The sequence below is a fragment of the Actinomycetospora lemnae genome (genome assembly GCF_028737315.1).
Taxonomy (GTDB): Bacteria; Actinomycetota; Actinomycetes; order Mycobacteriales; family Pseudonocardiaceae; genus Actinomycetospora; species Actinomycetospora lemnae.
In genome coordinates this window covers 163,910-176,541 of sequence record NZ_JAQZAO010000002.1, presented here as the reverse complement: position 1 = coordinate 176,541, position 12,632 = coordinate 163,910, and the positions used below count along the sequence as shown (strand labels likewise).

The 12,632-nt window shown below is 75.0% G+C and carries 12 protein-coding genes and 1 pseudogene; 9 read left to right on the top strand and 4 right to left on the bottom strand.

The window, feature by feature from the left end:
• Position 1: 1 nt before the first annotated feature.
• Positions 2-523, top strand: a complete 522-nt coding sequence (locus tag PGB27_RS04535) for a GNAT family N-acetyltransferase (RefSeq protein WP_274199161.1) — start codon at positions 2-4, stop codon at positions 521-523.
• A 7-nt stretch (positions 524-530) separates the two neighbouring features.
• Here PGB27_RS04535 and ilvA read toward each other — a convergent pair whose 3' ends face one another.
• Complete coding sequence (gene ilvA, locus PGB27_RS04530; protein WP_274199160.1) at positions 531-1,808, bottom strand: threonine ammonia-lyase IlvA; 1,278 nt, start codon at positions 1,806-1,808, stop codon at positions 531-533.
• 158 nt (positions 1,809-1,966) lie between these two features.
• On the opposite strand from ilvA, the gene PGB27_RS04525 reads away from it, so the two are divergent.
• From PGB27_RS04525 to PGB27_RS04510, 5 genes and pseudogenes are all read left to right on the top strand, one after another.
• The gene (locus tag PGB27_RS04525; protein WP_274199159.1) at positions 1,967-3,079 is read left to right on the top strand and encodes a sensor histidine kinase; all 1,113 of its coding nucleotides are present in this window, start codon (positions 1,967-1,969) and stop codon (positions 3,077-3,079) included.
• Positions 3,076-3,735, top strand: coding sequence for a response regulator (locus PGB27_RS04520; protein ID WP_274199158.1), 660 nt, complete (start codon positions 3,076-3,078; stop codon positions 3,733-3,735). Before PGB27_RS04525 ends, PGB27_RS04520 begins: the two co-directional genes overlap by 4 nt.
• A gap of 150 nt (positions 3,736-3,885) precedes the next feature.
• Positions 3,886-3,981: pseudogene (locus tag PGB27_RS29395) on the top strand (twin-arginine translocation signal domain-containing protein); the annotation flags it as partial.
• Between the two features lie 72 nt (positions 3,982-4,053).
• Complete coding sequence (locus PGB27_RS04515; protein WP_408630018.1) at positions 4,054-5,343, top strand: multicopper oxidase family protein; 1,290 nt, start codon at positions 4,054-4,056, stop codon at positions 5,341-5,343.
• On the top strand, positions 5,336-5,761 hold the full coding sequence (locus PGB27_RS04510; RefSeq protein WP_274199156.1) for a hypothetical protein: 426 nt from the start codon (positions 5,336-5,338) through the stop codon (positions 5,759-5,761). The genes PGB27_RS04515 and PGB27_RS04510 overlap by 8 nt, the downstream gene beginning before the upstream one ends.
• Positions 5,762-5,789: 28 nt before the next feature.
• Here PGB27_RS04510 and PGB27_RS04505 read toward each other — a convergent pair whose 3' ends face one another.
• Positions 5,790-5,975 carry a DUF559 domain-containing protein gene (locus PGB27_RS04505; RefSeq protein WP_274199155.1) on the bottom strand — a complete coding sequence of 62 codons (186 nt, stop codon included), beginning with the start codon at positions 5,973-5,975 and terminating at the stop codon, positions 5,790-5,792.
• 732 nt (positions 5,976-6,707) lie between these two features.
• On the opposite strand from PGB27_RS04505, the gene htpG reads away from it, so the two are divergent.
• Complete coding sequence (gene htpG / locus PGB27_RS04500; protein ID WP_274199154.1) at positions 6,708-8,549, top strand: molecular chaperone HtpG; 1,842 nt, start codon at positions 6,708-6,710, stop codon at positions 8,547-8,549.
• Positions 8,546-9,589 carry an Atu2307/SP_0267 family LLM class monooxygenase gene (locus PGB27_RS04495; RefSeq protein WP_274199153.1) on the top strand — a complete coding sequence of 348 codons (1,044 nt, stop codon included), beginning with the start codon at positions 8,546-8,548 and terminating at the stop codon, positions 9,587-9,589. Before htpG ends, PGB27_RS04495 begins: the two co-directional genes overlap by 4 nt.
• 7 nt (positions 9,590-9,596) lie before the next feature.
• On the opposite strand, the gene PGB27_RS04490 is transcribed toward PGB27_RS04495, so the two are convergent.
• Positions 9,597-11,144 carry a class I adenylate-forming enzyme family protein gene (locus PGB27_RS04490; RefSeq protein WP_274199152.1) on the bottom strand — a complete coding sequence of 516 codons (1,548 nt, stop codon included), beginning with the start codon at positions 11,142-11,144 and terminating at the stop codon, positions 9,597-9,599.
• A 96-nt stretch (positions 11,145-11,240) separates the two neighbouring features.
• Here PGB27_RS04490 and PGB27_RS04485 point away from each other — a divergent pair, with 96 nt between their 5' ends.
• Positions 11,241-11,690, top strand: coding sequence for an MOSC domain-containing protein (locus PGB27_RS04485; protein ID WP_274199151.1), 450 nt, complete (start codon positions 11,241-11,243; stop codon positions 11,688-11,690).
• Here the strand turns inward: PGB27_RS04485 and PGB27_RS04480 are convergent.
• Positions 11,687-12,604 carry an endonuclease/exonuclease/phosphatase family protein gene (locus PGB27_RS04480; RefSeq protein ID WP_274199150.1) on the bottom strand — a complete coding sequence of 306 codons (918 nt, stop codon included), beginning with the start codon at positions 12,602-12,604 and terminating at the stop codon, positions 11,687-11,689. The genes PGB27_RS04485 and PGB27_RS04480 overlap by 4 nt on opposite strands.
• Positions 12,605-12,632: the final 28 nt, after the last annotated feature.

Genomic DNA, 12,632 nt, shown 5'->3' with positions numbered 1-12,632 from the left:
CGTGCCCTGGACCCTCCGGCGCGCGGTCGACGCCGACGCCGAGCGCATCGGCGAGATCACCGTGGCCGGATGGCGCCACGCCTACCGCGGCATCGTCGCCGACGACCGCCTCGACGCCCTCGACCCCGCCGAGGTCGCGGAGCGCCGCCGCGAGGTGATCGCGGCGCGGGAGCCGATGGCGGTGTTCGTGGCCGTCGACGAGCAGGGCCGGGTGCGGGGTTACTGCACCGTCGGGCCGTCGACCGATCCGGACCTCGCCGGCGACACCACCGGAGTGAGCGGCGTGCTGTACACCCTCTACCTCGACCCCGAGGTCATCGGCACCGGCGCGGGCGGGCTGCTCCACGACGCCGGCGTCGCCCACCTCGCGGCGGCCGGCTTCGCCCGCGCCACGCTGTGGGTCTACACCGCGAACACGAGCGCCCAGGCGTTCTACGCCCACCGCGGCTGGTACGCCGACGGCGAGCCCTACCTGGGCCCGGGCTGGTCGGCGCCGGCGACGCGGTGGGCGAAGGAGCTCTAGACCCCCGTCAGACCAGGAACCGGAATGCCGGCGACCCCGGCTCGAGCGCCTCGATCTGCAGCGGCGAGCGGGCCATGCGCTCGAGCAGGGGCTCCAGGTCGTCCCGCGACCCGATCTCCACGCCGACGAGCGCCGGGCCCGACTCGCGGTTGTCCTTCTTGACGTACTCGAAGCGCGTGACGTCGTCGTCGGGGCCCAGCACCTCGTCGAGGAAGCGCCGCAGCGCGCCCGGCTCCTGCGGGAACTCGACGAGGAAGTAGTGCTTGAGGCCCTGGAAGCGCAGCGAGCGCTCGATGACCTCGGCGTAGCGCGAGACGTCGTTGTTGCCGCCGGAGAGGACGACGACGACCCGCTCGCCCGGCACGAGGTCGAGGCCGGGGCCGTCGGGGCGGATCGCGGCGCCGGCGAGCGCCCCCGCGGGCTCGGCGATGATCCCGTCGGTCTGGTAGAGCGCGAGCATCTCGGTGCAGACCAGGCCCTCGTCGACGGCGACGAGCTCGGCGCCCGAGCGGCGGATCAGCGGGTAGGTCACGGCGCCGGCCTTGCGCACCGCGGCGCCGTCGACGAACCGGTCGAAGCCGTGCTCGTCGAGCACCACCGGGCTGCCCGCGTGCAGGGCGGCGGCCACGTTGCGCGCGCCGGCGGGCTCGACGCCGATGACCCGGGTGCGCGGGTGGGTGGCCTGCAGCCAGGTCGCGGTGCCGGCGAGCAGCCCGCCACCGCCGACCGGGACGACCACCGTGTCCGGCGCCTCGCCGTCGAGCTGCTCGACGATCTCGGCCATCACCGTGGCCTGGCCGGCGACCGTGCGGGTGTCGTCGAAGGCCGGGACGAGCGTCGCGCCCGTCTCCTCGGCCCACCGTGTCGCCGCGGCCGACGACTCGTCGTAGGTGTCGCCGTCGACGACCAGGTCGATCATCTCGCCGCCGAGCGCGACGATGCGCTCGCGCTTCTGCCTCGGCGTCGTCGAGGGGATGACGACGCGCCCGGCCACCCGGTGCGCGGCACACGCGAACGCGAAGCCCTGCGCGTGGTTGCCGGCGCTGGCGCACACGACGCCGGCGGCGCGGGCGTCCTCGTCGAGCTGGCTGATGAGGTTGTAGGCGCCGCGCAGCTTGTAGGAGCGGCCGACCTGCAGGTCCTCGCGCTTGAACCACACCTCGGTGCCCGTGGCGGCCGACAGGCGGGCGTTGCGCTGCAGCGGGGTGCGCTCGGCAATACCGGACAGACGCTCCGACGCCTCGAGCACCTGCTTCTCGAAGGTCGTACCGCCGTCGCGCGCCATGGGGGTCCCGCTCCTGTCCTACCGGCTGTCACCAGGGGTTGATCCATCGATGGTAGGTGCCCCCGGAGGCGCGGCCCGGCCGGACCCCGAGAGATGCCCGGGTCGCGTACGTCGAGACGCTGACGACAGCGGCGCGCCCGGCCCCTAGCGTGCCCGGGGTGACCCTGGATGTCCGGTCCTGGTGGCCGTCCGCGGCCGATGTGGGGCTCGGCGCGCTGCTCGGTGCCGTGTGCCTCGCGGGCACGGCGCTGACCGCGACCCCGGCGGACCGGCCGTGGTGGCCCGGTGGGGCGGCGCTCATCGTCGCCGGTGCGGTCGTGCTCGCGTGGCGGCGCCGCGCGCCGGTGGTCGTGCTGGCGCTGGTGTTCCTGTGCGTCGCGCCCTACTACTGGCTCGGCCACCCCGACGGCCCGGCGTCGCTCATGGTCGCCGTCGCCACGTACACGGTGGCCAGCCGGCTGAGCTGGCCGCGCTCGGTCGGGGTCGGCGTGGTCCTGTTCGCGGCGTGGGTCGGCGTCGAGCACGTCGTCGCCGCGCGCGAGGGCGCCCCGCCGTCCACCGACCGCGACCACCTCATGTGGGTGGTCGTCATCGTCGCCGTGGGCGTCGCCGTCGGGGGTCTGCGTCGCGCCCAGACCGCGGCCACCGAGCGAGCGCAGGAGCAGGCGCGGCGCCGGGTGGAGCAGGAGCGGCTGCGCCTGGCCCGCGAGGTCCACGACGTGGTCTCGCACAGCCTCGCGATGATCGCGGTGCAGGCGGGCGTGGGCGCGTACGTCGCCGACCGCCGCCCCGAGCAGGCGGTCGCCGCGCTGCTCGAGATCAAGGAGGCCAGCCGCGCGGCGCTCGCCGAGCTGCGCAGCACGCTCGACGTGCTGCGCGAGTGCGAGCCCGGCGACGCGCCGGGCCTCGCGCGCCTCGACGAGGTCGCGCGGGTCGCGGGCCTGGCGGGCGTCGAGGTCGAGGTCCGGGGGAGCGCGGGGCGGCCGGACCCGGCGGTCGACGGGGCGGCGTTCCGGATCGTGCGCGAGGCGGTCACCAACGTCGTGCGCCACGCGCGGCAGGCGCGCCGGGTGGTCGTCGACCTCGCCCACGACGGCGGGGACGTGCAGGTCCGGGTGGCCGACGACGGCGGGCCGGTCGACGCCGTGACACCGGGCCACGGCCTGCGCGGCCTCGCCGAGCACGCCGCCGCGGTGGGCGGGCGGTCGTCGGTGGCGCCCGGCCCGGACGGGGTGGTCGTCGAGGCGGTGCTGCCGGCGGTGTCCCGGTGATCACCGTCGCGCTGGCCGACGACCAGCAGCTCGTCCGCGCCGGGCTGCGCGTCCTGCTCGAGACCGAGGACGGCTTCACCGTGGTCGGCGAGGCCGCCGACGGCGAGGAAGCGGTCGCGCTCGTCCGCGCCACCCGCCCCGACGTCGTCGTCATGGACGTGCGGATGCCGGGCGTCGACGGGCTCACCGCGCTGGAGACGATCGTCGCCGACCCGGAGCTCGCGACCACCGCCGTGCTCGTCCTGACCACCTTCGACCTCGACGAGTACGTCTACCGCGCGCTGCGCGCCGGCGCCTCGGGCTTCCTGCTCAAGGACGCCGAGCCCGCCGACCTCGTGCGCGCCCTCGCCCTGGTGGCGCGCGGCGACGCGCTGCTGGCCCCCACCGTGACCCGCCGGCTCATCGGCGAGTTCGCCCGCCGGCCCCAGCCGCACGTGTCCGCGGCGCGCCTGGACGTCCTCACCCCGCGCGAGCGGGAGGTGCTCGCGCTGGTCGGCGCCGGGCTCACCAACGACGAGATCGCCGCGCGCCTCGTCATCAGCACCGCCACCGCCCGCACCCACGTCGGGCGGCTGCTCACCAAGCTCGACGCCCGCGACCGCCCGGCCCTCGTGGTGATCGCCTACGAGACCGGGGTGTGCGCTGCGCGCAGGTGAGCGCTTCGGAGTGCTGGAGCACTCCCTTCTGCTCACGAGTGCCGGAGGCGCACCTCGGGGTCGCTACGCCCCCGCGCGTACGCCGCGGACACGTCGTCGCGCCGACGCCCCGGCACCACGCCCGCGGCGACGCTGCTCGCCGTGTCCCCCCTGTCCCGGCGCTCCTTCCTCGGCGCCACGCTCGCGGCCGGTGTCGCGGCCGGGCTCGCCGCGTCCGGCTGCTCCACCGGCGCGCCGCCGGTCCGGCCCCGGCCGGCCGCGCGCCCGCTCGCGATCCCGCCGCTCGCGCCGTCGTCCGTCGACGCCGGCGGCCGGCGGGTGTTCGGGCTGACCGCCGCGCCCGGCACGTCCGCGTTCCTCGACGGCCTCGCCACCCCGACCTGGGGCTACGGCGGCATGCCCTTCGGCGGGCCGACGCTCCGGGCGCGGCGCGGGGAGGAGGTCGTCGTGCGGGTCACCAACCGTCTGCCCGAGACCACGACCACCCACTGGCACGGCATGACCCTGCCGGCACGGATGGACGGCGGCCCGCACCAGCCGATCGCGCCCGGCGAGACGTGGGAGGCGTCGTGGCGCGTCGAGCAGCCCGCCGCGACGCTCTGGTACCACCCGCACCCGCACGGGGCGACCGAGCGCCACGTCCACCGCGGCCTGTCCGGCCTCTTCCTCGTCGACGACGACGTCCCCGTTGACCTGCCCGACCGCTACGGCGTCGACGACGTCCCGGTGGTCCTCACCGACCGCGGCCTCGCCCCGGACGGCGCGTTCGACGAGCAGCACCGCAACGCCGTCGGCCTGCTCGGCGACACGGTGCTGGCCAACGGCACGGTGGCGCCCTACCTCGACGTGCGCACCAGCCGGGTGCGCCTGCGGGTGCTCAACGCGTCGCCGGCGCGGAGCTACCGCCTGTCGGTCGGCGCCCCGGTCTCCCTCGTCGGCGTCGATGGCGGCCTGCTGCCGGCCCCGCGGGTGGTGGACGACGTCCTGCTGACGCCGGGGGAGCGCGCGGAGATCGTCGTCGAGTGCGCGCCCGGCCGGCGCATGGTGCTGCGCTCCCTGCCCGACGACCTGGGGGCGGTCAACGGCGTCGCCGCGGCTGCGGGCGGCGCGGACAGCCTCGACCTCCTCGAGCTCCGCCCCGCCGATCGGCTGGAGGCCTCGCCCCCGGTGCCCGCCGTGCTGTCGCGGGAGGCCCCGCTGACCGAGGGCTCGACGGTGCGGCGCTTCGTCCTGGCGAACAACCGGATCAACGGCCTCGCGATGGACCCGACCCGCGTCGACGAGGTGGTGCCGGTCGGCGCGACCGAGACCTGGGAGTTCACCAACCGGCACACGCTGCCGCACAACATCCACGTCCACGACGCCCGCCTGCAGGTGCTCGACGTCCCGGCCGCCGCGCGGGCGTGGAAGGACACGGTCGCCGTCGCGCCGGGGACCACGGTGCGGGCGCTGGTGCGCGTGGGCCCGTACGCCGACCCGGAGGTGCCCTACATGCTCCACTGCCACCTGCTGCGCCACGAGGACGACGGCATGATGTTGCAGTTCCTCGTCGTCGGGCCCGGTCAGCGGCCGGCGACGACGATCGCCGCGGGGCACGACCATGGGTGAGGGCGGCGTCGTCCGGACGCTGTTCCGGGTGGTCGTGGTGCTGCACGCGGCGATGGCCCTCGCCCAGCCGGTCGCGGCCGGCGCGATCCTCCAGGCCTCGACGCTCGGGCTGGCCGTGCACCAGGCGGTCGGCGGCGTCCTGCTGCTCGTGGCGTTCGTGCAGGTCCCGTTCGCGGTGCTCGCCTGGCGCCCCGGACGCCTGCCGGCCTGGCCGGTCGCGGTGTCGGTGGGCCTGGTGGTGGTCGAGACGGCGCAGGTCGCGCTGGGCGCCACCGGCGTGCTGGCCGTGCACGTCCCGCTGGGCGTGGCGATCGTCGGCGCCGCGGTGGGGCTGGCGTGCTGGGCGGTGCGGGCGCGGCCGGTGACTCGAGCGACCCGGGGACCCGTGATCGTTGCGGGTGCTCCGCGGACCCGGTGAGAGCGGGTCGATGGAGCAGCGGGGCGGATCATGCGGCGGTGGCGGTCGCGGCCGTGATCGTCGCGAGGACGGCGGCCGGGTCGGCGTCGAGGGCGTGCCAGTCGACGCGCAGCACCGTCCAGCCGGCGAGGACGAGGGCGTTCTGGCGTGCGTGATCGCGGCGGAAGGCCGGTAGCTCGCGGTGGTACGCCCAGCCGTCGACCTCGACGAGCACGCGCGGTCCATGAGCTCGGCACCGTGGTGCAGGCCCAGCTCGGCGGCGGCGTCGACCACCGCGCCGGCCTTCGGCACCACCCGCACGCCCTGCACCGTGGCGCACACCTCCACCGTCCGACGCACGACCTTCACGTCGCCGCGCGATCGCACCCTCCGCGTCGGGGGCACGGCGAAGCGCAGGACGTCCGGGGATTCGTCGAGGAGCCGCCACCACCAGGCCGCGCCGGCACCGATCAGCGTCGCCGAGGGACCGAGCCACAGCGACGCCGCTCGCACCCGTCCCCGCGGGCCGAGCTGGTGGGCCGTCGACAGGTAGACGCGAGGCCACCGCAGCGTCCACAGTCCGTGGGCGAGGCGGTGGTCGATCGCTCCGCGGGTCAGACCGCAGGCCAGGGCCTGCGCACGGGAGATCACGCCGTCCTGTCGGCGCAGGAGGGCGGCGAGGTCGTTCTCGGTGTGCACACGGGCTTCGACGCAGCGCGCAGCGGGTGCGTGGAGCACCTGGGGCGATCTCGCCGCAGATGAGCGGTGCCTGACGCCGTCCCTGCACTCCCGACCGGACCGCCGCGATCGCGAGGCGCTGTCGGTGGCCGCGCAGGACTGTCCTGCACCTCCGCGCCCTCCCGAGCGAGCTCGCGGCGTGACCCCGCGGGTGGCTGGGCCACCCGGCCCACTGCGGCCGGCGGATATCCTCGACGGTGCACGCCACGACCACCGCGGGAGAGGACGCATGAGCGAGACGATCGAGTTCCAGGCCGAGGCCCGTCAGCTGCTCCAGCTGATGATCCACTCGATCTACTCCGACAAGGACGTCTTCCTGCGGGAGCTGATCTCGAACGCCTCGGACGCGCTGGACAAGCTGCGGCTCGAGTCCTACCGCGACAAGGACCTCGAGGTCGACACGTCCGACCTGCGCATCGAGCTGGAGCAGGACGCCGAGGCCCGCACGCTGACCGTCCGCGACAACGGCATCGGCATGACGCGCGACGAGGTCGTCGAGCTCATCGGCACCATCGCGAAGTCGGGCACCGCCGAGATGCTGCGCCAGATGCGCGAGTCGCAGGAGGCGCAGGCCGAGGACCTCATCGGCCAGTTCGGCATCGGCTTCTACTCGAGCTTCATGGTCGCCGACCGCGTCGAGATGGTGACGCGCAAGGCCGGCGCCGCCGAGGGCGTGCACTGGGAGTCGACCGGCGAGGGCACCTACACCCTCGAGCCCGTCGCGGACGCCCCGCAGGGCACCGCGATCACGCTGCACCTCAAGGCCGAGGACGCGGAGGACAGCCTCCACGACTACGCGAAGCCCGACGTCGTCCGGCGCATCGTCAAGCGCTACTCGGACTTCATCACCTGGCCGATCCGCCTGCTCAGCGGCGAGGACGAGGGCGACACCGATCCCGTCAACTCGCGCAAGGCCCTCTGGGCGCGGCCGCCCTCGGAGGTGACCGACGAGGAGCTCACCGAGTTCTACCGCCACGTCAGCCACGACTGGCAGGAGCCGCTGGAGACGATGCGGCTCTCCGGCGAGGGCACGTTCGAGTACCAGGGCCTGCTGTTCCTCCCGAGCCATGCGCCGATGGACCTGTTCATGCGCGAGGCCCGGCGCGGGGTGCAGCTCTACGTCAAGCGCGTGTTCGTCATGGACGACTGCGAGGCGCTCGTCCCCGAGTACCTGCGCTTCGTCAAGGGCGTCGTCGACGCCGCGGACCTCTCGCTCAACGTCTCGCGCGAGATCCTCCAGCAGGACCGCCAGATCCAGGCCATCCGCAAGCGGCTGGTCCGCAAGGTGCTCCAGACCGTCAAGGCCCTGCAGGAGAACGAGCCGGAGAAGTACCGCACCTTCTGGGGCGAGCTGGGCCGGGCGTTCAAGGAGGGCCTGATCACCGACCCGGACAACCGGGAGGCGATCCTCGCCGCCAGCTCGTTCCCCTCGACCCACTCCGCCGACGAGGACACCACCCTCACGGCGTACAAGGAGCGGATGCCCGAGGGCCAGGAGGCGATCTACTACCTCACCGGCGCCAGCCGCAGCAGCATCGAGAACTCCCCGCACATCGAGGCGTTCCGGGCCAAGGGCTACGAGGTCCTCCTGCTCACCGACCAGGTCGACGAGGTCTGGACCGACACCGTCAGCGAGTTCGACGGCACCCCGATGGCCTCGATCGCCAAGGGCGACGTCGACCTCGGCGACGAGGACGTCCCGGAGGGCTTCGACGACCTCCTGAGCTGGATGGGCACCGAGCTCGCCGACGACGTCAAGGAGGTCCGCCTGTCGTCGCGGCTGACGAGCTCGCCGGCCTGCCTCGTCGGCGACCCCGGCGACCTCTCGCCGATGCTCGAGAAGATGTACCGGGCGATGGGCCAGGAGCCGCCGGTGACCAAGCGGACCCTCGAGCTCAACCCGAAGCACGCGCTGGTCAGCGGCCTGCGCGACAAGCAGGGCGCCGGCGAGGCCGACCCGGACGTCGCGCGCCTGCTCTACGGCATGGCGCTGCTGGCCGAGGGCGGCGACCTCAAGGAGCCGACGGCGTTCGTCAACACCCTGGCCGAGCGTCTGCAGAAGACGCTGTGAGCGACGCCCCCGTCCTCCTCGGCGTCGACAGCTTCGTCGCCCGGGTCACCGACCCCGACACCGAGCGGGTCGTCGGCCCCGAGGAGCGCTTCGAGCACCTCCTCGACGAGATCGCGCTCGCCGACCGGGTGGGCCTCCACTCCTACGGCATCGGCGAGCACCACCGCAGCGAGTACTTCGACGCCGCGCCGCCGGTGATCCTCGCCGCGGCCGCTGCGCGCACCGAGAACATCCGCCTGCGCAGCGCGGTCACCGTGCTCTCGGCGGCCGACCCGGTGCGGGTGTTCCAGGAGTTCGCGACGATCGACCTCATCTCGCGCGGCCGGGTCGACCTGGTCGTCGGGCGCGGGTCGTTCGTCGAGGCGTTCCCGCTGTTCGGGCTGGCGTTCGAGGACTACGACGACCTCTTCACCGAGAAGCTCGACCTGCTGCTCAAGATCAACGAGTCGCCGACGGTGACGTGGTCCGGCAAGCACCGCCCGGCACTGAGCAACCAGCCCGTCTACCCGCGGCCGTCGCAGGAGCGCCTGCCGATCTGGGTCGGCGTCGGTGGCACGCCCGAGTCGTTCGCCCGCGCCGGCCTGCTCGGGCTGCCGCTCATGGTCGCGATCATCGGGGGCGAGCCGCGGCAGTTCGCGCCGCTCGTCGACCTCTACCGGCGCGCGGGCGAGCACGCGGGGCACCCGCCGGAGGCGCTGCGCGTGGGCCTGCACTGCTTCGGGTTCGTCGGCGACGACGTCGCGAAGGCGACCAACGCCTTCTACCCGGGGTGGGAGGAGATGTTCACGACGGTGGCGGCCGAGCGGGGCGGGATGCCGCCGACCCGTCGCGCGTTCGACGCCATGCGCGGGCCGGACGGGGCGTTCTTCGTCGGGGACCCGAAGACTGTGGCGGACAAGGTCCTGCGGGTCTCCGAGCAGCTCGGCGGCGTCGAGCGGATCAACCTGCAGATGACCAACCCGCGCCTGCGCCACGCGGACCTGTTGCACTCCATCGAGCTGCTGGGCACCGAGGTCGCGCCGCTGGTGGAGAAGGGCTGACGGCGGGTCAGTCCCCGTCGATCCGGGCCCGCAGGGCCTTCTTGTCGACCTTCCCGCCGACGTCGCGGGGCAGCGCCTCGACGATCTCGAGGCGCTCGGGCAGGTACCACTCGGTCGTGCCCTGGTCGAGCAGGTGAGCGCGGAGCCCGTCGAGGGTCGGGTCGCGCCCGTCGACGGGGACGACGACCGCGGCCGGCGCCTCGGCCTGGTCGCCGGGGTGGTAGGCGACGAGCACGACCTCGGCGACGTCGGGGTGGGTGGCGATGAGGTCCTCGACCTCGGCGCCCGGGATGATCATCCCGCTGGAGCCCTTGATCTCGTCGGAGTCGCGGTCGACGAACTCCAGCTCGCCGGTGGCGTCGCGCTCGGCGATGTCCCCGGTGGCGTACCAGCCGTCGTCGTCGAGCGGGGACCAGACCTGGCGTCCGTCGCTCGAGTCGAGGAGTCCGATCGTCACCTGCGGCCCGCGGACGGCGACCTCCCCGAGCCCCTCGTCCCCGCCGGGGACGGTGCGCAGCTCGCGCTCGAGGCCGGGAACGGCGTGGCCCATGGTGTGCCAGGACGTGCCCGGCACCTCCTGCCCGCGCGAGACGCCGCCGCCGGGCACCTCGGTCATGCCCCAGTGGATGCGCAGCACCGCGGGCAGCCGGTCGGCCTTGCGCAGGACCGCCCGGGACAGCGGGGCGCCGCCGAGCGCGATCATCCGCAGGCTCGCCGGCGCGTCGACGGCGCCGTCGGGCCCGAGGGCGTCGAGCAGGGCGTCGTAGCCGCTGGGGCCGACGAGCAGGTGCGTGACCTGCTCCTCGTGCACCGCGCGCAGGACCGCCTGCGGCGAGCCGTCGTCGTCGAGCACCGCGCAGTGGGCGTGCAGCAGGGGGCTGAGCACGCTGGTCATGACCCCGATCGCGTGCGTCGCCACCGAGGGGGTCATGACGCGCGGGTCGGGGCCGGGGTCCTCGCACACCAGCGCGCCGAGCGTGCCGCGGGTGCTCGCGTGCAGGGTGTTCGCGGTGTGCAGGACGGCCTTCGCGGTGCCGGTGGTGCCCGAGGTGAACAGCACCAGGGCCACGTCGTCGGGCCCGATCTCCCGGCCGCGGGGCGGTGGGTCGCCGGCGGGCAGGTCGTCGAGGTCGAGCAGGCCGGCGCCGTCGTCGTCGGCGACGAGCACCGCGTCGGTGGCCGCGATCCGCTGCTCGACCTGCGACGGCCCGAGCGAGGCGGGCAGCGGCACGGCGACGGCCCCGAGGCGCGCGCAGGCGTGGAACAGCGCCACGGTCTCCCAGCGGTTCGACAGCCGGTAGGCCAGGCGATCGCCGGGTGCGACGTGGCGGTGCAGGGCGGCGGCGAGGCGCTCGACGCCCTCGGCGAGGTCGCGGACCGACAGCACGCGACGGCCGCCGCGGGACCGGTCGACGAGGATCGTGCGGTCGGGGTCGCGGGCGAGCTCGTCGCGCAGGTCGTCGAGGTGGGTGCGGTCCCGCCAGTGCCCGGCCTGCCGGTAGGTGTCGGCGGCGGCGGGCAGGGTCGGTCGGGCGACCACGTCCGATCGGGCCATGGGACGGGTGCTTCCCGCCGGACCGGTCGTGGGAAACCGGAATGCCCGGCGGGCGTCGCGAGCTGACACCGGTGGACCGTCGAGGGGAGGCAGACCGTGAGCCGGGTGGCCGCGCTGTACGTCGCGCCCGAGCGGAAGGCGCCCATGGTGCCGGTGGCGAGCGTGGAGGCCGAGGCGGGCCGGGGCCTCGTCGGCGACCGGCACCACGGCACGCGGCACCGGCACGTCTCGGTGCAGAGCCGCGACGAGCTCGCGGCCGCGACCGCGGCGTTCGGCGCGTCCGTGCCCGAGGAGCTGACCCGGCGCACCCTCACCCTCGACCACGGCGCGGTGCCGACGACGCCGGGCGCGCGGCTGGTCGTCAGGGGCGAGGAGGGCGACGTGGTGCTCGAGGTCGTCCGCCGCGCGGCGCCGTGCCGGGTGATGGACACCGAGATCGGCCCGGGCGCCCGCGCCGCGCTGCACGACCGCGGCGGCTCCATCTGCCGCGTGCTCACCTCGGGCACGATCACCGTCGGCGACGAGGTCGAGGTCCCGGCCGCCTAGCGGCTCGCGCAGGGCCCGACGGTGGCCGCGATGCCGTCGTGGTCGGAGCCGGGCAGCGGGAAGCGCCGCGCGTCGTCGCCGCACCAGCCGGGCCCGGCGAGCAGGTGGTCGATGCGCAGCAGGAACAGGCGCCACTGCGTCACCGACGTCGGTCCGGCCCACCCCGACCGCATCGCGTCGGTGAGGCCCTGGTCGACGAGCAGGCGGTAGTCGCGGGCCCGGTCGGTCGAGTTGAGGTCGCCGGCGACGACCACCGGTCCGGGCTCGCGGTCGACGCGCGCGACGGCGGCCTCGACGAGACGGTGGTGCTCGGCGGGCGTGGCCTGGTAGCTGCCGCTGCCCGTCCACCAGGGCCGGGGCACGTGCATCGCGTAGAGCACGAACGGCGACCGGCCCTCGACCGCCGCGCGCAGCCCCGGGAAGTCGGGGCCCTGGGCCTCCAGCAGCCGCACGGGGACCCGGCTGTACACCCCCACCGACGGGGTGCCGTCGACGAAGACGCGGAACGGGTAGGCGGCTCCGAGGCCGGCGTCGATGCGCGGCGAGTTCTCGACGACCACGAGCACCTCGGCGTCCGCCGCGCGCAGCGGCGTGACCGTCGAGGTCAGACCCGTGACGTTGGCGCTCGCGACGGTGACGCCCCGGCCGGGCGCCACCGGTCCGGCGTCGTCGGGGGTCCACGGCCCGACCACCGCCACCGTGCCCGCCACCAGCAGCGAGACCGCGGTGACGACGCCCCACCACCGCCCGAGCGCGACCGACGCCACGACCGCGAGGCCGACGACCAGGGGCAGCACGATCGCGAGGGTGTCGCCGACGAGGCCCAGCCCGTCGCGCACCGGAAACCACGCCCAGGGCAGCGCGGCGAGCAGCAGCCACCACCACGGCGAGGAGCGGAGACGACGGGAGCGCACGGGCCTGACGGTGTCCCGCTCCACCTGA

What these genes read in the sequence shown, in the direction of transcription:
- htpG (WP_274199154.1), top strand. Translation starts at nt 6,708, where the DNA reads ATGAGCGAGACGATCGAGTTCCAGGCCGAGGCCCGTCAGCTGCTCCAG.
- PGB27_RS04490 (WP_274199152.1), bottom strand. Translation starts at nt 11,144, where the DNA reads ATGGCCCGATCGGACGTGGTCGCCCGACCGACCCTGCCCGCCGCCGCC.
- PGB27_RS04510 (WP_274199156.1), top strand. Translation starts at nt 5,336, where the DNA reads ATGGGTGAGGGCGGCGTCGTCCGGACGCTGTTCCGGGTGGTCGTGGTG.
- ilvA (WP_274199160.1), bottom strand. Translation starts at nt 1,808, where the DNA reads ATGGCGCGCGACGGCGGTACGACCTTCGAGAAGCAGGTGCTCGAGGCG.